This window comes from Paenibacillus sp. MER 99-2 (assembly GCF_023714095.1).
In the GTDB taxonomy this organism is placed as follows: Bacteria; Bacillota; Bacilli; order Paenibacillales; family Paenibacillaceae; genus Paenibacillus.
This window is the reverse complement of the sequence record NZ_JAMAUZ010000015.1, coordinates 19,369-39,804: the sequence shown is the minus strand read 5'-3', so window position 1 is coordinate 39,804 and position 20,436 is coordinate 19,369. Positions and strand designations below refer to the sequence as shown.

14 protein-coding genes are annotated in these 20,436 nt (G+C 46.2%); 11 read left to right on the top strand and 3 right to left on the bottom strand.

All coding sequences use genetic code 11. The features are described from left to right. Positions 1-135 precede the first annotated feature (135 nt). From M3636_RS28320 to M3636_RS28310, 3 genes are all read left to right on the top strand, one after another. Positions 136-1,422: a sugar ABC transporter substrate-binding protein gene (locus tag M3636_RS28320; RefSeq protein ID WP_251384675.1), complete on the top strand. Its 1,287-nt coding sequence runs from the start codon at positions 136-138 to the stop codon at positions 1,420-1,422. Between the two features lie 248 nt (positions 1,423-1,670). Then, positions 1,671-3,026 carry a sugar ABC transporter permease gene (locus tag M3636_RS28315; protein WP_128100445.1) on the top strand — a complete coding sequence of 452 codons (1,356 nt, stop codon included), beginning with the start codon at positions 1,671-1,673 and terminating at the stop codon, positions 3,024-3,026. Continuing rightward, positions 3,023-3,859 carry a sugar ABC transporter permease gene (locus M3636_RS28310; RefSeq protein ID WP_056695093.1) on the top strand — a complete coding sequence of 279 codons (837 nt, stop codon included), beginning with the start codon at positions 3,023-3,025 and terminating at the stop codon, positions 3,857-3,859. The genes M3636_RS28315 and M3636_RS28310 overlap by 4 nt, the downstream gene beginning before the upstream one ends. A gap of 403 nt (positions 3,860-4,262) precedes the next feature. Here the strand turns inward: M3636_RS28310 and M3636_RS28305 are convergent, their stop codons facing one another. From M3636_RS28305 to M3636_RS28295, 3 genes are all read right to left on the bottom strand, one after another. Then, on the bottom strand, positions 4,263-6,419 hold the full coding sequence (locus tag M3636_RS28305) for an alpha-amylase family glycosyl hydrolase (RefSeq protein WP_251384674.1): 2,157 nt from the start codon (positions 6,417-6,419) through the stop codon (positions 4,263-4,265). Positions 6,420-6,687: 268 nt separating this feature from the next. After that, a complete protein-coding gene (locus tag M3636_RS28300) occupies positions 6,688-8,448 on the bottom strand; it encodes a glycoside hydrolase family 13 protein (protein WP_128100448.1) in 1,761 nt (586 codons plus the stop codon). Between the two features lie 203 nt (positions 8,449-8,651). Further along, the gene (locus M3636_RS28295; RefSeq protein ID WP_128100449.1) at positions 8,652-9,230 is read right to left on the bottom strand and encodes a hypothetical protein; all 579 of its coding nucleotides are present in this window, start codon (positions 9,228-9,230) and stop codon (positions 8,652-8,654) included. Positions 9,231-9,696: 466 nt separating this feature from the next. On the opposite strand from M3636_RS28295, the gene M3636_RS28290 reads away from it, so the two are divergent. The 8 genes from M3636_RS28290 to M3636_RS28255 all read left to right on the top strand — a co-directional run bounded on the left by M3636_RS28290 (position 9,697) and on the right by M3636_RS28255 (position 20,373). After that, positions 9,697-10,710: an ABC transporter substrate-binding protein gene (locus M3636_RS28290; protein WP_251384673.1), complete on the top strand. Its 1,014-nt coding sequence runs from the start codon at positions 9,697-9,699 to the stop codon at positions 10,708-10,710. A 90-nt stretch (positions 10,711-10,800) separates the two neighbouring features. Continuing rightward, positions 10,801-11,814: a FecCD family ABC transporter permease gene (locus tag M3636_RS28285; RefSeq protein WP_251384672.1), complete on the top strand. Its 1,014-nt coding sequence runs from the start codon at positions 10,801-10,803 to the stop codon at positions 11,812-11,814. After that, positions 11,811-12,854, top strand: coding sequence for a FecCD family ABC transporter permease (locus M3636_RS28280; protein WP_145410416.1), 1,044 nt, complete (start codon positions 11,811-11,813; stop codon positions 12,852-12,854). The genes M3636_RS28285 and M3636_RS28280 overlap by 4 nt, the downstream gene beginning before the upstream one ends. A gap of 13 nt (positions 12,855-12,867) precedes the next feature. Then, positions 12,868-13,689: an ABC transporter ATP-binding protein gene (locus M3636_RS28275; protein WP_145410418.1), complete on the top strand. Its 822-nt coding sequence runs from the start codon at positions 12,868-12,870 to the stop codon at positions 13,687-13,689. 733 nt (positions 13,690-14,422) lie between these two features. Beyond that, the gene (locus M3636_RS28270; protein WP_251384671.1) at positions 14,423-15,436 is read left to right on the top strand and encodes an ATP-grasp domain-containing protein; all 1,014 of its coding nucleotides are present in this window, start codon (positions 14,423-14,425) and stop codon (positions 15,434-15,436) included. A gap of 274 nt (positions 15,437-15,710) precedes the next feature. Next, positions 15,711-17,066 (top strand): diaminobutyrate--2-oxoglutarate transaminase, encoded by a 1,356-nt coding sequence (locus M3636_RS28265; RefSeq protein ID WP_251384670.1) that lies wholly within the window; start codon positions 15,711-15,713, stop codon positions 17,064-17,066. Then, positions 17,063-18,466: an MFS transporter gene (locus M3636_RS28260; RefSeq protein ID WP_251384669.1), complete on the top strand. Its 1,404-nt coding sequence runs from the start codon at positions 17,063-17,065 to the stop codon at positions 18,464-18,466. The genes M3636_RS28265 and M3636_RS28260 overlap by 4 nt, the downstream gene beginning before the upstream one ends. 188 nt (positions 18,467-18,654) lie before the next feature. Then, positions 18,655-20,373, top strand: a complete 1,719-nt coding sequence (locus M3636_RS28255) for an IucA/IucC family protein (RefSeq protein ID WP_251384690.1) — start codon at positions 18,655-18,657, stop codon at positions 20,371-20,373. Positions 20,374-20,436: the final 63 nt, after the last annotated feature.

Sequence of the window (20,436 nt, the reverse complement as noted above, 5' to 3'; positions counted from 1 at the left end):
ATGTGATTCTGTCTTTTGTTTGAGCAAACGTTTGTACAAAAAAGAACAAGGATCACAGTACCTGACATCTTACGTTGATCAAAGGGTGAGGAGCGCAATTTCGTTGAACCAAACAGAGGGAAGGGGACATTTTACATGAGAAAATGGCAAGGGGCAACAATGTCTGTCGTAATGGCTTTCACACTGGCCGCATGCTCGGCAGGAGGGGGAACTACATCTCCAACAATAGCAGGCGAGAATCCGGAAGAAGCTGTACAACTGACAGCCGAGAATCTTCAACCAGAGGAAGGAGCAACCTTGGTCATCTGGGAGGACAAAAATCAAAGCAGCTTCATTGAGCAAAGAGTGCAAAAGTTCGAAGAGAAGTACGGTGTAACCGTCAAAATGGAGGAATTGCCTCCGACGGATCAGGTGACGAAATTAACGACAGATGGACCGGCAGGGCTGGCAGCAGACGTGGTCGTGTTTCCACATGACAAAATTGGTAGCGCTTCAGAAGCAGGACTGATCTTGCCAAATGACATTTTTGAAGCAGAAACCGTAGCGAATACAAGTGAGAATGCCCTCAAGGCGGTGACTTTCAAGGATATCTTGTACGGATATCCGTACAGCGTTGAGACATATGCCCTCTTTTATAACAAAGCATTATACCCGGAAGCTCCACAAAGCTTCGATGAGATTATCAGCTTCGCCCAAACCTTCAATGATACCAAGTCCAATCAATACGCATTGATGTGGGAACTGCAGCAGTTCTATTACAATTATGCGTTTCTGGCATCGCAGGGCGGATATATCTTCGGTAATAACGGGATGGATAGCGGAGATCTTGGTTTGAATAATGAAGGCGCTCAGAAGGGTGGGCAGTTCCTACAGACACTGAAGTCTGAAGTATTGCCGCTGAAGATGGGTGATGTGAACTACGATATCAAAAAAGGATTGTTCTCCAGCGGCAAGCTGGCGATGGATATTAACGGGCCGTGGACGATAGCTGATTACCGCAATGCGGGAATCGACTTCGGTGTTGCTCCACTTCCAGCGATTGATGGCAAACCAATGACATCTTTCTCAGGGGTCAAAGCTTATTACGTAAATGCATTCACGCAATATCCGAATGCCTCCAAGTTGCTGGCTGCGTTCCTCTCGAATGAAGAGGCTCAGATGGAGAACTTTGAACTGAATGGTACACTTCCAGCGAACAAGAACGTCGCAGCTGATCCGAAGGTTCAGGAAGATCCAATTAACAATGCGTTCCTTGAACAGTTCAATAACTCGACTCCAATGCCTTCCCTTCCTGCAATGGACAGCGTCTGGGGGCCGATCACATCAGCCATTACGGATATCTGGGATACGGGCAAGGATGTCAAAGCATCGCTGGACAATGCCGTGAAGCAGATCCAGGAGAGCCTTGCAACCGTGCAGTAAGAACGAACGACGACACGAAGATATGCATAAGAACAAGCTGAAGAAGTGAAACTTAAAGCTTTCTGAAAGAAAGCTTGCTTCGGAAGCATCTACATGACTTTATCCCCGGATGTCCCCATTTAGAAAAGGAATTGGAAAAATCCGGGGATAACAGCGATCAGAAGCTTGTGCTGTTATCGGAGTGATCAGTGTATTTCTCTGTTATTCAATTTATACAGATTAGCAAAGGGTCGGAGAGGAGAGAGCGAATGCAACAGCAGCATGTCCCGGTGCCTGTAGGCCCCGGAAGGGAGAAGCAGCACCGGATGACGGCGGCCATATGTTCCATCATATTGCAAGGTCTGGGGCAGTTGTATAATCGGCAATGGATCAAAGGAATTGTACTACTGTTGCTGGAGGGAGTAGGGCTTGCGTACCTGCTTCCTCGCCTGTCCCATGCGGTATGGGGAATATGGACACTGGGAGAAAATACACAGCGTTTTGTCAAAGTGAATGGTTCCACCGTGCTTCAAAAAGGAGACCATTCCATCTTTTTATTGCTGGATGGAATTATCGTATTGCTGGTATTTTTTGTGTTTATTCTGATCTACATTTTGAATATCCGGGATGCATACATGACCGGGCTTGCTAGAGAAGAAGGCAAGCAAATACGAAGTGCGGGAGCCACGATCCGCAACATGATGGATCGAAACTTCCCATATCTGTTCCTGTCCATTCCGGCACTTGGCATACTCTTTTTCACCATTATGCCAATCTTGTTCACGGTCACCATCGCGTTTACGAACTATTCGGCACCGGATCATATTCCACCGGCTAAACTGGTAGACTGGGTTGGTTTCAAGACATTTACGGATCTCATCCAGCTTAAGTCATGGAGTCAGACGTTCTATGGTGTCCTCACCTGGACGGTGATCTGGGCCATTCTAGCTACGGTCACTACCTATTTCGGCGGTGTGCTCGTGGCGCTATTAATTGAACAGCGGGGCATACGCTTTAAGAAGCTGTGGCGTACAATTTTCATCCTGCCTTATGCCATCCCGCAGATTATTTCCCTGTTGTTGATGCGTAATCTGTTTAACGGTCAGTTTGGGCCGATCAATACGTATATGAGAGCTTTTGGGCTAGAGGGATTACCTTGGCTGACCGATCCGTTCTGGGCAAAGGTTACGGTCATAGTCGTCAACATGTGGATCGGTATCCCGGTCAGCATGGTGTTGATTCTGGGTGTGTTGACAGCCATTCCGCGTGATCTGTATGAGGCTGCTGAAGTGGACGGGGCTTCTGCATTCCAGAAATTCCGAATCATTACGATGCCATTCATTTTATTTGCGACTACGCCTGTGCTCATTATGCAGTTCGCTGGTAACTTCAACAATTTCAATGTGATCTTCCTGCTGACTAACGGCAACCCGCTACGTGGGGATTATCAGTATGCTGGCGCAACGGATCTGCTCGTAACCTGGCTCTACAAGCTCACGCTGGATAACAATAAGTTCAACATGGCTTCAGCGGTAGGTATTATTATCTTCCTGATTATCGCTTCATTCTCCATCTGGAATTTCCGCCGCTCCAAGTCATTCAAGGAGGAGGACATGATTCAATGAAGACACGCAATAATCCGGTGCGCCTGGCTGTGAGTTACCTGCTATTACTGATCATTGCCGTCGTCTCCATCTATCCGGTGCTCTGGATCTTTCTCTCTTCCCTAAGACCGGGTGCGGCATTGTTTAGTGAGCGTCTGTGGCCAGAAGCCTTCACGCTATCCCATTATGGTGAACTGTTTAACAATCCATCCTTTATGTATGGCCGCTGGTATATGAATACGCTGAAAATTGCCTTTTTCACGATGATCTTCTCGACACTCATGGTGACACTGGGGATGTATGCCTTGTCGCGTTTCCGTTTCCGTGGGCGCAAAACAATACTTTCCACCATGCTGATTCTTGGCATGTTTCCAAGTTTCATGAGCATGATTGCGATTTATATCATTTTGCTGCAAATCAAATTGCTCGACACTCATACTGCGCTTATTCTGGTCTATTCCTCAGGAGCAGTACTGGGTGGGTTCATCGTCAAAGGATTCTTTGACACCATTCCGCGCAGCCTGGATGAAGCAGCTCGTATCGATGGTGCAAGCCACTTGCGGGTATTCACCAGCATCATTTTGCCATTATCCAAACCGATGCTGACCTATGTAGCTTTAACTAGCTTCACAGGGGCATGGATGGACTTTATTTTTGCCCGTCTGGTACTGCGTACGAAGGAGAATTGGACACTTGCGGTAGGAATGTGGGATCTGGTCAACCGTTATCAGGACAGTAACTTTACGATGTTCGCCGCAGGAGCGGTACTGATCGCCATTCCAATTACGCTATTGTTCGTTTTCCTACAGCGCTTTCTAGTTCAGGGTCTTACATCAGGGGCTTCCAAAGGATAACTGTGCTCTGTGCATTATTTCGTCCGCGAAATCGTAGTCGATTAAATATAAGAAGTGATGAAACACGTCTGAGTTCAAGTAGTGGCCACATATTAAGTAGCGGTTGAGTAGCCATCATACTATCGATTAAGTAGCACATTAAGTAAGAGAAAAAGCAAAAGATCAAGTCGAACATCAAGTCGAACATCAAGTAAACGCTCTAGCATACGCCAAGCAGGCGCTTCCCGTGATGTTATGTCTAAAGTTGACTGACATCATTACGGAAGTGCCTTCTGCTTCAATATGAGTTTACGAGACCCTAACCTCAATCCAATTAACCCGTACCTATGTATAAACCCGGAGTCTACGCTGTATCAGCGTACTCCGGGTTTCGTGATGGGTTTATCTTCAATCAATTATTATGTTATTGCCAGTTCACTGTAACCGTAGCTGTTCCGCTCGTCGGGGTAGTGAAGGTATGGTTGGAACCACTTTCCCATGTAATCGTAGAGCCGTTCTTTTTGAAGAACTTGAACTCTAGCGGCGTACCGGCTGGAACACTAACGTCATAGTACCAGGTTGGATATGCATGAATGACCTGATTGAACGCTGGCCCAATTGCGCTGGAGCCTGTGGACCAACTTCCCAACTCAGCCACGTTTCCGGTCAGATAGATGTTCTCACCGAGTGAAGTGGTGGCGTTATTGATGACAAATCGGATAGAAACCTGATCTCCGCTAAGAATCGTAAAATCATTATACGCATTGCTACTAACGCCGCCCGCTGTTACTTTAACCGCATAATTACCCGCCGTAACGGCTGGGATCTTAACCTTGATCTGTGTATCTTCCCAAGAGGTGATGGCTGCACCTGTTACCGCTGTAGTTCCAAAGTGTACGGTGCCTTTCGAAGGACCGAATCCTCGACCATCTATCGTGACTTCATTTCCCGCTTTGCCCATGGTTGGACCTACATTACCAATGGTTGGGGTGGTCTCATTCGCTGTATATTGCCAAACGGCTGTAGCGCCTGCTGCAAGATTGAAGGACGTGATGTTTCCTCCATTAGAGGAAATCTGACTGCCATTAAGTGCGCCACCAAGCACGTCCGTATATGTACCCGTAGGAAGCGAGGTGGTTAGACCTGAGATGGATGCAGGCGCTGAGGTACTACGATTGATTGCAATGACAGCAACGCTATTACCGAATTTACGTTCATAGATGTACACGTCGTTGTTGATCCAGCGTTGCTGCGTCGAACCATAGGCAATTGCCGGATTGGACTTACGTAATGGAGCAAGTTTGCTGATGACATTGAACGCCGTGGATGTTTTGGAGAAGGAAGGCATCTTACCACGGTTATCTGGATCACCATTCCCAGTCATATATTGCTCTGTTCCATAGTAGATGGCAGGTACACCGCGCGAGGTTAATGTAAATGCCAAGGCTTGCTCTAGACGCCGGTTTTGGACAGCATTTGTTTTGAAACGATCCATGTCGTGATTATCGATAAAAGTAACCTGATCATGGATGTGATTGTAATCCGCTCCAGTGCTGCTAATCATGGAATCTAGTGCGTACATCGTGGACGTATTGTCACGGAAGACATTCCGTACTTCTTGATTGAAGCGGAAGTCCAGCAGACTCATACCGGATTTATTCGCAAAATCATTATTATCTGCATCTGAAGCAGATGATCCCAGGAACCACTCGCCAAACGTAAACACAGGCTGATGTGTATAAATCGAAGACATCCAATTCTTTTGCCAGCCCATAGGCATATGCTTCACGGCATCAACACGAATTCCGTCAATGCCCATGTCCAGCCACTGTTTAATCGCATCCTTGAAATACGTATCAATGGTACCGTTATTGTGGTTCATGTCAGCCAGGTCGTAGAGATTTTTATAGATGCCGTTCTCAAGTGTGGAGAAGTCAGAGCCGCCATTGTGATGGAAATACTGGTTGGTATCATTGGTGTACCCGCCTACAAGGTTGCCATTGTCGTACAACCTACCATTTTCAGCAAATGAAGTATCGGTTTCCATGGCGGGGGAGGTATGGTTAGGAGCGAAGTCGATGATGATCTTAATGTCTTTGGCATGAGCCGTGTCGACCAAGTTTTTGAAATCAGTCATCGTGCCAAAGGCTGGGTTCGTTTTCTTGAAGTCGCGCGCCCAATAGCCATGGTAGGCTGTGTTGTTGACACCCGAATAGTTGATGAGGGAGTAGATATTTTCAACAGGTTGAGAGATCCAGAGCGCGGTTATGCCTAGATCGGTAAAGTAGTTATCATTAATTTTGTCAATTAGACCCTGCCAGTCACCACCACAGTACAATTTAAGATTGCTACAACTTGCGTCATAAGCTCCTCCTGTTGGATTGTTGGCGGGGTTGCCGTCAGAGAAGCGGTCTGTGAACACCTGATAGATGACATCTGTACTGAAATTCTGCTTATTGGTTACGGCAGTATCAGGATCTGCGAAAACAGACGCTGTGGTTAGAAAAGGGAAGGCGCTTCCCGCCATCAAGCCGAGTGCCAGTGTGGCACTGAGCATGACTCGCTTGGTTAATTTGAACATGGTAATCCACCCTTCATCATGTAGTTTGGATATCGTTCTAACTTACCGTAATAGCGCTTACAAATAATGAATCTCTCAATTTTATGGAGCACATCGCCTCCCTTATGGCATGCCAACAACCCCGGCATCTCCTGCTGGAGTTACCGGGGTTGTTCTAAACCATATTGGTTCAAAAGCATAGCCCTCGAGTTATCTTCACAACGTTATAATAATTAAATATTGGTTTAGTTGTCAATATATAATTTAAAAGCATTTATTTTCTAGTAATCTATTGTTTCATATTCTTCAACTGTAATAGTCGGAATCCGAAAGCTTCAATCTGGAGCTTATTCGTCTGATCCGTTTGAAATGAATCTTTGTTGAATACATCATGCCAGGTTCCCGCTACAGAAAGCGTGAGATCGAGCGAGCGGGATTGATCACCAGCGTTGAGTATAAGCACGAAATATTCCCCTGTGTGCGGATCATGTCGTTCGATAACTAGGCAAGGATCGCCAGCACTGGCATGGAGCATGTTGAGATTAGCGCTGCGAAGTGCAGGATGTTGTTTGCGTAAATGAATGATTGTTGTGAAGAAACTAAGAAGATCCTTGTTTTGTTTGTCTTCGTCCCATTCCATGCATTTACGGCAGCCAGGATCGTAGCCACCTTCGAGCCCAACCTCATCTCCATAATAGATGCAAGGTACGCCAGGATAGGTGAAGAGCAGGAGCAGGGCGAGCTTCATTTTGCGTACATCCCCCTTACATTCGGTCAGTAGTCGCGGCGTATCATGGCTATCTAACAGGTTAAATGAAACCTCAGTAACCGATTGAGGATAAGCAATAAGCAGTTTACCGATCTCGTCAGCGAACCCTAGGCCATCCAGCTTACCGTGTACAGCATAATCGAGCACAGAGTTAGTAAACGGGTAGTTCATCACCGCGTCAAACTGGTCACCCTGAAGCCACATGATGGAATCATGCCAGATTTCACCCAATAGGTAGGCATCGGGGTTAATGCTTTTGACGGTTTGTCGGAATTCACGCCAAAATTGATGATCCACCTCATTAGCCACATCAAGTCGCCAGCCATCTATGCCGATGTCCTGAATCCAGTAACGTGCCACTTCCAGCAGATAGGATTTCACCTCAGGATGCTCTGTATTTAACTTAGGCATCAAGGGTTCGAAGGCAAAGGTATCATACGTTGGTATGCCATCCTCGATCCGTGCCGGCCAATCCCGAACGTGGAACCAATCAGCATAGGGGGATAATGCACCATTTTCAAGGATATCGGCAAAAGGGAAAAACTCTCGGCCTGAGTGGTTAAATACCGCATCTAGAATCACTCGTATCCCACGCTTATGACAGGCATCCACCAGTTCTTTCAGTTTCTCATTCGTGCCGAAATGAGGATCTACCTTGAGATAGTTGCCAGTGTTGTATTTATGGTTCGTCGTTGCCTGGAACAATGGACAGAAATAGATTGCGTTAATGCCGAGGTTAACCAGATGGTCGAGGTGGTTGATAATGCCCTGCAAGTCACCTCCGAAAAAATTAACTGGCGTAGGCTCACCGCCCCACGGCTCCGCATTGGCTGGACTGATGGAGGGATCGCCATTAGCGTAACGTTCAGGGAATATTTGATAAAAAACAGCTTCTTTTACCCAAGCAGGAGCTTCAAAAATATCTGCCGGATTCATAAATGGGAAATCGAAGAACTCCAACGAATTTTCCGGCAGTGCTGTCTCGAATCTGCGTTCGGTCATCCACACACATTGATCATCCTTCTCTAACCGGAAACCGTAACGTAACCGGCGATAAGGTGGCTGTACCTCAACTTCCCAATAATCGAACAAGGCATCGCTGGTGAACAGATGCATGGGGAGAGTTTCCATCGTTCGATCCCACGCATACTTATCCCCGATAATGGCATAGGCGGCGTCTACATCTCCGCGCTTGGATCTCAGCCGAAGATGCATTGTAGAGCGGTCATAAGCGTACGACCAATTTAATTTGGGACGATGGTAAATAGCTTCGAGTAGCATTTAAGTCACTCCTTATGGATAAAAGTTATAGAACCCGGCTATAAACGCAAAAAAGGCACAACCCCCAATGTTCACGAGGTTGTACCTTACGGCAGCATAGCCTTTTGATTATAGCGTTATTATACGAACTAAATCTGCAAAAGAAAACACTTTTTTTTACTTTTATCTCACTTTTTTGATTTTTCCGTAATGAGCACTACAGCTTATAGATCATAACCAAGCTTAGCTGCATATTTAACCAGCTCATTGTTGGACTGCTCAATCAGTTTAGCACCTTGAGCGAGTTTAGCGTTACCTTGTTTCAGCAACGTGCTGTTCACTTTAGTTTTGGATACCGACTTCTTGAACAACTGGTACGCTTCAAGCTGTGTGTAGCTTCCTTTGACCAGTTTGGCATGAATTTTTTGTAATTCAGCATTTTGTGGTTTTACTAGTTTTAGCTTAGATACATATTTGGTGTAGTTAGGGATTGCGGTATTGGTCAATTTCAGAAACACAGATTTGCGATTAGCAGAAGTGATAATAGTACCGCCACTTACCGCGTTGAACGCTTTTTCTTCATATACTGCCGCTTCTGTCAATTTATCAATGTAGTCCAGAAAATCGATCTCTTCGTCCGTTGGTAACGGCTCGTCTTGGGATGTATCGTAACCATATTCACTGTCTTCTGAGTAGGCAGGTGTTGTATCCTCAGCTGCAGCAGCATAAGAACCAGCAGGTAGGAATACGCCTCCAAGCAAAGCAAAACTCATAATCAATGATAATATCCAAGATTTCTTCATGTTTCATAACCCCCATCTAATTTATGTATATTATTCCAATGGGTAATCTAACATAGTGCGACAGTAAATTACAGGAATAGATTTACATAAAATCGTTCTGAACGATAATCACGAAATAATACCTAATCAACAGTTCGTATGGGATGCAAGAGGTAGGTATAAAGAGGTATGAGCATGTTCATATGTGAAAACAAGAGGGAGCTCCTCTTAGATAATCATAAATTACGCATTGTTTAATAAGTGAAATAATACATAAATGTATGTTTGATAAAAATAAAATTATATGAGGAATATAGATGGAACGCTCACAGTCCCTATATTAATAAGTAATAGGAGCCCGAATTATATCCGAATACCTCGGATTTTTTTTCCAAATAAATGCTTGAACAAAGCACATAACTACATTACAATACAAATGAGAATGAGATTCAATATCATTTAGAAGACAAAGGGGAGTCGGGTTACGATGTTTAGATTCAAGAAAAAGCTATTGATGTACGCTACACTTCTATTGATGATCTCACTGCTGGCAGGGTGTGCATCGGGTGGAAGTGCAGAGACAACAAATACGGCAAGCCAAGCTACGAGCGGAAATACGAGCAGTAGTGAAAGCGATACAACGAGCAATACCACAGAAGATCAGACTAGAGTGATCAAGCATGCTATGGGTGAAACCACCATTACAGGCACACCGAAGAAAATCGTAACCTTATTCCAAGGTGCGAATGACGTTGTCGTTGCTCTGGGTGTTAAGCCCACAGGTGTAGTTGAATCATGGGTACAGCAACCTGTATACGAATATCTGAGAGCTGATCTGGATGGGGTACCACAAGTGGGTCAAGAGCCTCAGCCGAATATGGAAGAGATCAACAAATTGAAGCCAGATCTCATTATTGCGACGAAAATCAGACACGAGGACATCTATGATCAACTGTCACAGATTGCTCCAACGGTTGTAACGGAGACGCTGTTTGATTGGAAAGAAACCGTGAAAATGGCTGGTGAAGCGATGAACATGGTGGAGCAATCAGACAAGCTGCTTGCAGATTGGGATACGCGTGTAGCTGATTTCAAAGAAAAAATGGGTGATCGTCTTCCGATCGAAGTAACCATTACCAACTTCAGAGCTGATCAAGTTCGGATCTTCTACATGGGTTATGCAGGTAAAATTCTGAAAGAACTTGGCTTCACAAGACCAGCAGGTCATGATGAAGATACTTGGGGTGTTGAATTGACGTCCAAAGAGAGCATTCCAGATATGAATGCTGATCTGATCTTTAACTTCAATTCAGGTACAGAGACGGAAGCGATTCAGAAGAACTATGAGGATTGGACAAGTAGTCCATTATGGAAGAACCTCGATGCTGTCAAAAACAACCAGCTGGTTCAAGTCGACGAAGTGGCTTGGAACATGGCAGGAGGATATACATCCGCTAATATGATGCTGGATGATCTGTATGAATATTTCAAATTGAATTAACGGGAGCGAGACCTGCCATGCACCAACATTTGAAGCAAAGTGTATGGGCTGGCAGGTCTTTTTGCATTTCATGGATGAAAGAGTGAGAATATGTTTCCCCTTTTTACAAAGACAAGCGGAAAGATTTATGGAATTGTGGGTTTATTTATTTTGCTGATGTTGGCCTGTGTGTCCAGTATGATCTTTGGACGTACAGCGATTACGTTGCAGGATGGGATGGATGCATTCCGGCACTATGATGAACAATCCATCGAACATATCGTTCTGTTAACAGAACGTCTGCCACGTACGGTCATTGCTGCAGTTGTAGGGGCGAGTCTGGCTGTAGCGGGGGCACTTATGCAAGCGTTGACCCGTAACCCGCTAGCTTCACCGAGTGTGTTCGGCATCAATGCAGGAGCCATTTTCTTTATTGTAATTGCAATTGTTGTTCTGTCGGTATCATCTTTAAATACCATGATGTGGTTCGGTTTTGCAGGTGCAGCGATTGCTGCTGCTATCGTATATGGGCTGGGGTCGCTTGGGCGAGACGGGCTAACGCCAATCAAAATTGTACTGGCAGGTACTGCAATTACAGCACTGTTCTCCTCCTTCACTCAAGCTGTACTTATATTAGATGGAACGGGTCTTCAGGATGTCTTGTTCTGGCTGGCTGGTTCGGTAAGTGGACGAACGCTGGACATGTTATACCCTGTGCTTCCTTATATGACGATTGCGGCAATTATTGCGCTCTTCATGGGAAGGGCGGTCAATCTACTGTTGACGGGTGATGATATTGCCAAAGGCATGGGACAGAATGTGCTGTTAGTGAAGCTGCTCATGGGTGTTGTTACCGTACTGCTCGCTGGTGGCTCAGTTGCCGTTGCCGGCTCGGTTGGCCTGGTCGGTCTCGTTGTTCCACATATCATGCGTGCGCTGGTGGGAAATGATTATCGCTGGCTAGTACCCTATTCTATTCTAGGGGGAGCCATCTTACTGTTATCGGCTGATGTTGTCGCAAGACTGGTCATTATGCCGCAGGAAATACCGCTTGGTGTCATGACAGCAATCATCGGCGGCCCCTTCTTTGTATACATAGCTCGTAAGGGGGGGACGAAAATATGAGAAAGATGTTAACCTTTCGCACAAAAAAAGATGCCATCTCACTGCAAATGGAACGGAAATCATTATTGGTCATCATTGTGTTGTTTATATTATCTCTCATTGCTGCGATTGTAGGCACAAGTATAGGCAGTGATTATATTTCTCCGTTACATGTGCTGCAAACCATCTTAAAAGTTGGTGCAGGTGATTACGATTTTGTGGTGCTCACCTTAAGGTTGCCTCGTGTGCTGTTATCTCTGCTCGTAGGGGCAGCATTGGGGATGTCGGGTGCCATCCTACAGGGCATCATTCGTAATCCGCTCGCTTCACCGGATGTCATCGGGATCACAGGTGGCGCAGCCGTTGCCGCTGTTGGTTTCGTATCCATTCTGGGTGGAACGATCAGCATTAAGTTACTTCCGCTGTTTGCCATTATTGGTGCGCTGGTTACGGCGCTAGTGATATATGTGCTGGCATGGAAAAAGGGAGTAACCCCCATCCGCCTCGTTCTGATCGGGATTGGAATCTCGGCAATTATGGGAGCAGGGACGACCTTTATGCTGATTCTGAGCCCATTCTATACGGCTGGACAAGCTTATATCTGGCTGACAGGCAGCATCTATGGGGCATCGTGGCTTGATATCCGAACCATTCTACCAGTCATTATTATTGTTGTACCGCTCGCGATGTGGTTTGCCAGAAGTCTGAATGCACAAGAGTTCGGTGATGATGTGGCAACTGGACTTGGTGTAACCGTGCAATGGCACCGTTCATTATTGCTTTTATGTAGTGTGCTGCTTGCAGGTATCGCCGTCGCAGTGGCTGGAACGATCGGATTTGTAGGTTTAATTGCACCGCATATCGCTCGAAAGTTAGTAGGAAGAATGTTTGGAAGCTTGCTTGTAGTATCAGGTTTCGTTGGTGCTTTGCTTGTACTAAGTGCCGATCTGATTGCGCGTACAGCTTTCCTTCCACTTGATGTGCCAGCAGGTGTATTTACGGCAGGGATCGGTGCACCATTTTTCCTATATTTATTGTTTAAGAATCGAAATCAGTTTTAAGGAGGAGAGAATCGTGAGTATTTTGGAAGCAAAGAACCTTACTATCTCTTATGGAGCAGATCCAATCATAGATAATCTGAATCTGACGATTCCAAAAGGACAGATTACGGTGCTCATCGGTAGTAACGGATGTGGCAAGTCGACGTTGCTACGCACGATGGCCCGATTGTTAAAATCCAGCTCAGGCTCCGTACTGTTAGATGGTGACGAGATTGCCAAGCTACCTACCAAAGAGATTTCAAGACGTATGTCGATCCTGCCACAAGGCCCCTCCGCACCGGAAGGTCTCACAGTCAGTCAGTTGGTTAGACAAGGGAGATATCCGCATCAGAGCTGGCTGAAGCAATGGTCTCGGGAAGATGAACGCATGGTTAAGCTAGCACTTGAATCGACACATCTAACGGAGCTAGCGGATCGACCAGTCGATGCATTGTCTGGTGGTCAGCGCCAGCGTGCCTGGATCGCGATGACACTGGCTCAAGGCACGGAAACGTTGCTGCTGGATGAGCCGACAACTTATTTGGATATGACTCATCAGATTGAGATACTAGACTTATTATTTGAATTAAATGAGCAAGAAGGGCGTACCATTGTGATGGTGCTTCATGATATCAATTTGGCTTGTCGATATGCACATCACATCGTGGCCGTGCATAACAAATCCATTTACGCAGAAGGGAAACCGGAGCAGATCGTTACGCAGGACATGATTCGTACTGTGTTTCAGATGGAATGCGAGATTGCTGTTGATCCGTTGTTTGGGACGCCGACCTGTATCCCACATGGAAAGGGAAGAAAGGTAAACGCAGAGAAGCGCCACACCCAGCTGGCTTAAGGATGAAGAACTACAAGTGTCGATATCCTAGTATCGTCCGATCTAGGAACCATTGACCCAATCAGGCAACCTCAATGCTATTGACCGATACATGTCCCAAGTTGAAGTATTAAGGCAGCTGCTTGATTTGTTTCCCTTTCAAACTGACAAACGTCTCTAGGTTTCATAGTGGGGCGTTTGTCTCTTTTCTCCTACTGACTCTATTAGAGGTTGTTCAAAAAGTCCGCTTTTGATTACGAAGGATGCGCGAGCGGCATCTCAGCATCGAATATGGGATTCAGCCGAAATGTCCGTTGCTCACGTAGGTTTGCCTACGCTCCGCTACTCCATTTCTATCTTCATCCCATCTTCTTGGTACTGAAAACCGCCCTTTTTGAACACGCACTATGACATGTACCCTCCATATCTAGCCTCAACCGTATCTTCGCCTGAGTAAATCAACTTTACCTAGCCACACCACAATCTTTATTTTAACCCACCCTACGATCGTATCTCAGCACTATCACAACTCAATCACCGAATCAATCAACATAAAGATTTATGACCATCTGCGCATCAAACACCTACTCTGAATATACTTAAAATTCCTTTAAAGTTTTCAATTGACATAAATACTATATTTACCATAAAATAGATTTAGGTGATATTGATAATCATTATCAAAATAAACCTAATTAAAAACCGGATGAAGCAGAAGCGAGAGCACGTTTCATTGGATCGGGGAGGATTTCCAGTGTTTCCGAAAGGGATTCAGAATCTGCAAAACCGACTCATTCTTAGCAAAGCCCTGGAGATGGGAATCGCCTGCAAGCCACTCCTTGCAGGCTGTGAGGATTTTCTGGAACTCTCATCCCAGGATAGAAGAATCATCATCAACAAGACGAGGTCTCATCATCTACCGCTAATTGCCGGACTGCTGGCGAAGAACAAGCAGGTGTGTAACATGCTGTTAGAGCAGCAAGGAATGCCTGTGCCTTCCTTTGTTGTCCTAAGTGGAATGGGAGAAGAGGCTGTTCGTTTTCTAGAAGTGAATCAGTCGATAGTTGTCAAACCTCTTGATGCAAGTAGCAGTGCTGGCGTAACGCTTGATGTACAAACTGTTCAGGAGATGGAGACCGCGATTGAAGGAGCGTTAGCTCATAGTGGAAGTATTATGCTCCAGCGCTTTGTGCGAGGCATAGATTATAGGGTTCTAGTCATTAACGGGGCTATTGCCGCTGTAAATAAATATCGTCCTGTTTTCGTGGAGGGAGATGGGATCTCAACGATTAAGGAGTTAATTCAGAGATTGAATCAGGAACGACTTCAATTGACCCATATCGGAGAATATGAAGCATTCTTGGAGCTTGAAGAGGATTCCGCACAACTGCATCAAGCCTTGCGTGCACAGGGAGTTACTGCTAAGGATGTGCCTTCCTTAGGCAGACAGATTGAGCTATACCTTCTACGTAATTCAGCCGCTGGGAACATCAGCGAGTTCTATATGGATTGTACGGAAGATATGCATGAGGATAACGCCCTTATGGCGATCGAAGCTGCGAACGCACTACAGATTGATGTAGCCGGGATCGATATCCGCTGCTCGGATATTCGGGTTCCGATTACGAAAGAGAACGGGGGCATTTTGGAAGTGAATGCACTTCCGGATATGACGCATCACGTCTTTCCTCATGGGGGCACTACGCGTGATGTTGTGCGCATGTATTTAGAGTATCTTGTTCAGCATGAACCAGTCCTGACACCATAGCAATAAGTACAAATGGATTCTAGATAAATTGAACTAGGGAGTTTTCAGACACGACCTAAATATTTACACGAGAACGGAGAGGACAGAAATAACATGGAGAAGCGGAGCGTTCGCCTTTATCTCCGGATTTTCCCTTTGAAAAAGGGAATCAAAAAAATCTGGGGATAACAGTGATCGGAAGGTTATTCTGTCATCGGAGTGGCAAGTGTAACTATTCTTTATTTCACAATTTATATAGTTCATCTCAAATTGATCATAAGGAGCGTAATATGCAATGTCAGTAGAAGTTCAGTCCGACTATCTGAAGCTTCAAAATGAAAAGGAATCGAATGCGCGCTCGTACCCTAGACACTTTCCACTTGTGATCAGTAAGGCTAAAGGGATTACGGTTACCGATACTGAAGGTCGTAACTACTATGATTGTCTTGCAGGTGCAGGAACGCTTGCTCTGGGACATAACCATGAGACTGTTACGGATGCGATTCGTGGTGTGCTTGATCAACAGATTCCGTTACATACCTTGGATTTAGCAACACCACTTAAGCTTGCATTTATGCAAGAACTACTCACCATTCTTCCAAAAGAATTGAAGGATACGGCCAAAATTCAGTTCTGTGGGCCAACCGGAGCCGATGCGGTAGAAGCGGCAATTAAACTAGTCAAAAATGCGACTGGTGGCAAGTCCATCCTTGCCTTTCAAGGAAGCTATCATGGTTCAACTCAGGCGACTATGGCGATGAGCGGTAACCTAAGCAAAAAGCAACATCTGCAGAGCCTTTTGCCCGATGTACATTTTCTACCATTTCCCTATGAGTATCGTTGCCCCTTTGGGATGGGGGAGGGCATGACCGCCAAGCTTAGCGCCCAATACATTGAGAATCTGCTGGATGATTGCGAGAGCGGTATTGCGCTGCCGTGTGGCATTATTCTCGAAACCGTACAGGGTGAAGGTGGGGTTATTCCAGCAGATCTCGAATGGCTGCGGCAATTGCGCCGTATTACGTCTGAGCGTGGCATTCCACTGATTATCGATGAGGTTCAGACAGGCATTGGTCGCACAGGGCGGATGTTGTCATTTGAACATGCTGGGATTGTACCCGATGTAATCATCTGCTCCAAAGCGGTAGGTGGCAGCTTACCCATGGCCGTTGTGATCTATAAAGAAGAACTGGATCAATGGCAGCCCGGCGCGCATACGGGAACCTTCCGAGGTAATCAGCTAGGGATGGCCGCAGGACTTGCTACCCTTCGCCACATGAAAGAGCAGAACATTCTTCAGAACGTGCAATTGCGCAGTGATCAGTTCATGCATCGATTGGAGCAATTAAAAGGACAGTATGCAGAGATTGGAGATGTTCGGGGTAGAGGACTGATGATTGGGGTAGAGATCGTTAATCCTGCTGGCTCGAAGGATCGCTTAGGACATTATTTACAAAATGGAGCGTTAGCCGCGTCCATCCAGCGTGAATGCTTCAACAATGGCTTAATTGTGGAAGTTGGTGGTCGTCATTCGGCTGTGATCCGTTTCCTGCCACCACTCAATATTACAGAGCAGGAGACAGCGGCAGTACTGGCGATTTTTGAGAAATCCGTGCAGGCAGCTATTGCTTTAACGACAGCTACAGCATGAATTTATCACTAATCAAGGGTCATGCCGTTCTGTGGGCTATTCTTACGGGAGCCTTTGCTCTTGTACTAACGAATAGTGCATTTAATCTGCTGTTACCCTACTTTGTCCAACACTATAATATCTCGACGACAGCAGGCGGATGGATCATTGTTTTGTACATGCTTGCGATGACGCTGACGATGCCGATGGCCTCTCTGATCGTAGATCGTTTGGGCAGAAAACAGACCTATATGTTAGGCATATGTCTATATGGCATATTCTCCATAGTTGGTGCACTGTTCCATGCCTACTTCGAGGTATTGTTGATTGTACGATTCATGCATGGCGTGGCGGCAGGTTTGATGATTCCGTTATCCCTTGTTTTGTTGTTTGATTATTACGGCACGGAGGTGCGAGGCAGGATCACAGGAGCGTGGGGAATGCTCCTAATGCTTGCTCCAACGGCTGGCCCGACCTTAGGTGGATTCATCATTGAGTATGGCAGACTGGAATATTTATTCTGGCTGAACGTGCCGTTCGCTGTATTCTCCTTCATCTTATGCGGCAGATACATCCAGATATATCTGCCAGCCCGCCGCAAGCGGTGGCATCTATCCAGCATGATCTTGTTGATCGGAGGGATAGTCGCACTTAGCCTGGGACTTCAGCTATATGCTAGTCCTATTGTGGGTGACGGCGTACCTTGGAGCCTTATGGCCGTAGGGATTGCGCTGCTCATCCGTTTTATCCAAACGGAGAACAGACGAAAAGAACCGTTAATTCGGTATCAGCTATTACGTCGGAATAAGGTGTTTCCGTTAACCGTGCTCATCTCCACCATTCAGGATTGCGTGATGTTTGGGGTGATCTTCGCTTTACCGCTTTTATTCCAAGATGTCTTTCACATGTCGCCAGCCTTATCCGGTGCGTTGTTCATTCCACTGTCGATCTGCACAAGTCTGTTCATGTGGATCGGCGGCAGTCTGATGGATCGTGGTCGGTCATTGCAATTTATCGCATGGGGCACCGCGCTTGTGGCGTTCTCGATTGTATCCTTTGCCTTCCTGCCGCTGAATACCCCACTTATTATTCTGGTCTTGCTTATGGCCTGCCGAGGAATTGGGGTTGGTTTGTCAGGTATGAGCATCTCGGCATTAGGCTTACAGGCATTATCAGAAGAAGATATGCATGAGGGATCGGCATTGTCGACGACGATTGAACGTTTAGCTTCATCGTTTGCCATCATGGGATTGACGTTGTTCTACGATATGCGATGGCAATGGCTTGCTCAGACAGGGGCATCGGTAGAAATGGCCAAGTGGGGTGCGCTACGCGAAATATGTATCGTGCTGGGAGGGGCGATCCTGCTGACACTGCCCCTTGTTTTACTTATAGAGGTTGTTCAAAAAGTCCGCTTTTGATTACGAAGGATGCACGAGCGGCATCTCAGCGTCGAAGATGGAATTCAGCCGAAATGTCTGTTGCTCACGTAGGTTTGCCTACGCTCCGCTACTCCATTTCTATCTTCATCCCATCTTCTTGGTACTGAAAACCGCCCTTTTTGAACATGAACTTATAACACGAAAGAAGGTTGGCCTCATTGTTCGAGATGGAAAACAAGCTCCAGTCTGAGGCGAAGCAGCAGGCGAATATGCACTCGTGCAAGCTGCTTCTCAACACGTACATTCGTGAGCTTGCATACAAGATGCAAGATGATATACAGATTAATGCTACGACGAAGATGTTCCGAGTGTCGTTTCGGGTGAGTGATGTCATCGTTAATGGACGTTTATCGTATTACTCAGCAATAGGTGAGCATGAGTACGATACCATACAAAATCTCAGTGGACAGACGGTGTATGTGCAGGATCTGGTTCGCTGGATTATCCGTGAGCTGAGTACTGAGGGAAGTGAAGGGGTAATCTCGCAGGAAGAGGAAGAGGAAGAGGAAGAGGAAGTTCATGATGATCTCGTCCGTGATTTTGCCGAAAAGGTAGACAATAGCCTCGCAAACTTGACGCTGTTCATTCAAAAGGCTGGCGCCTTCGAAATGCATGATTACTGTACATCGGAACAGTCTCTACTGTATGGACATCCGTTTCACCCGTTTCCCAAAAATTCACGTGGGTTCACTGAACAGGATGTGCTCAGATATAGCCCGGAGCTACGTAATGCCTTCCCGCTTTGTTACATTGCCGTGAGGAAGGATGTGTATCGTGAAGAATGGGTGGACGACCATCATCAGATCGAATGGCATGACAGTGTTGGGCAACAGCTGGCACAAGTCGTGGAGAGTTCATCTGAGCTATATGGCGTACTGCCCGTTCACCCTTGGCAATATAAACACATCTTGGGCATTGCCGAGGTACAATCTTACATCCGGGAACGGAAAATCGTACTGCTTGGCAGCTTCGGCCCACTTGCCTATCCAACATCTTCAGTACGCACCGTATATGTGCCTGATATGAATTGTAATATCAAGCTGTCGCTACATATGCAGATTACGAATATGATTCGTACGAATAGTGCGGAGCAGATGCGGAGAACGCTGGATGCTTCACGTTATTTGGACCAACATGATTGTTTTGAACAGGACGAGCATACGCACATCGCATATGAAACGGGGGTAACGACATGTCACTTCGCGGACGAAGGGTTGACCAGTTTGTTTACGGTAGCCTATCGCCCGATTGAATTCGACCCTACGTGTACGTTCGTTGTGTCCAGCCTAGTAGAAGCACCATTGCCAGGTATGCCATCGCGGTTGATGCGTATGCTCGGCGGCGGACGGGTAGAGGCAGAGCAATGGTTATCCCGTTACTTGCAATTATCTCTGTTGCCACTGGTGCGTGCAGGTGGGGAGCGAGGTATTCATTTTGAAGCCCATTTACAAAATACGCTGGTGACCTTACAAGAAGGTTGGCCTGTTGCCTTTATTGTGCGTGATCTCGAAGGGGTTAGCGTAGATATTGAGCATGTGAATTCAGCTGAACTTGATCGTTCTGAGCTGCTTTTTTATCCGCGGGATAAGGCGTGGGCAAGGACATCTTACTATTTTATCGTCAATCATCTGGGTTCACTTATACATGCACTTGCCAGGGATGTGGGTGTACAGGAAGAGCATTTCTGGAAGATGGTGCGTGAAGTGCTTGAGGAAGAATTGAAGCGTACAGGGAATGCCTATGTTCAGCATTTGATCGAAGCGGATGCATTTATGGCGAAGCAGAATCTGGTGAGCTGTCTTCGAGGAATCAGTCAAACACCGAATTATGTGCCTGTCCAGAATGTCATGAACCGTGTATTGAACCGAATAGGAGTGAAGAAGTAGGTGGGAGCCATACGATTCGAGACTGAAATTAAAGATAAGACGGGAGTTCACAAGGATGTGCAG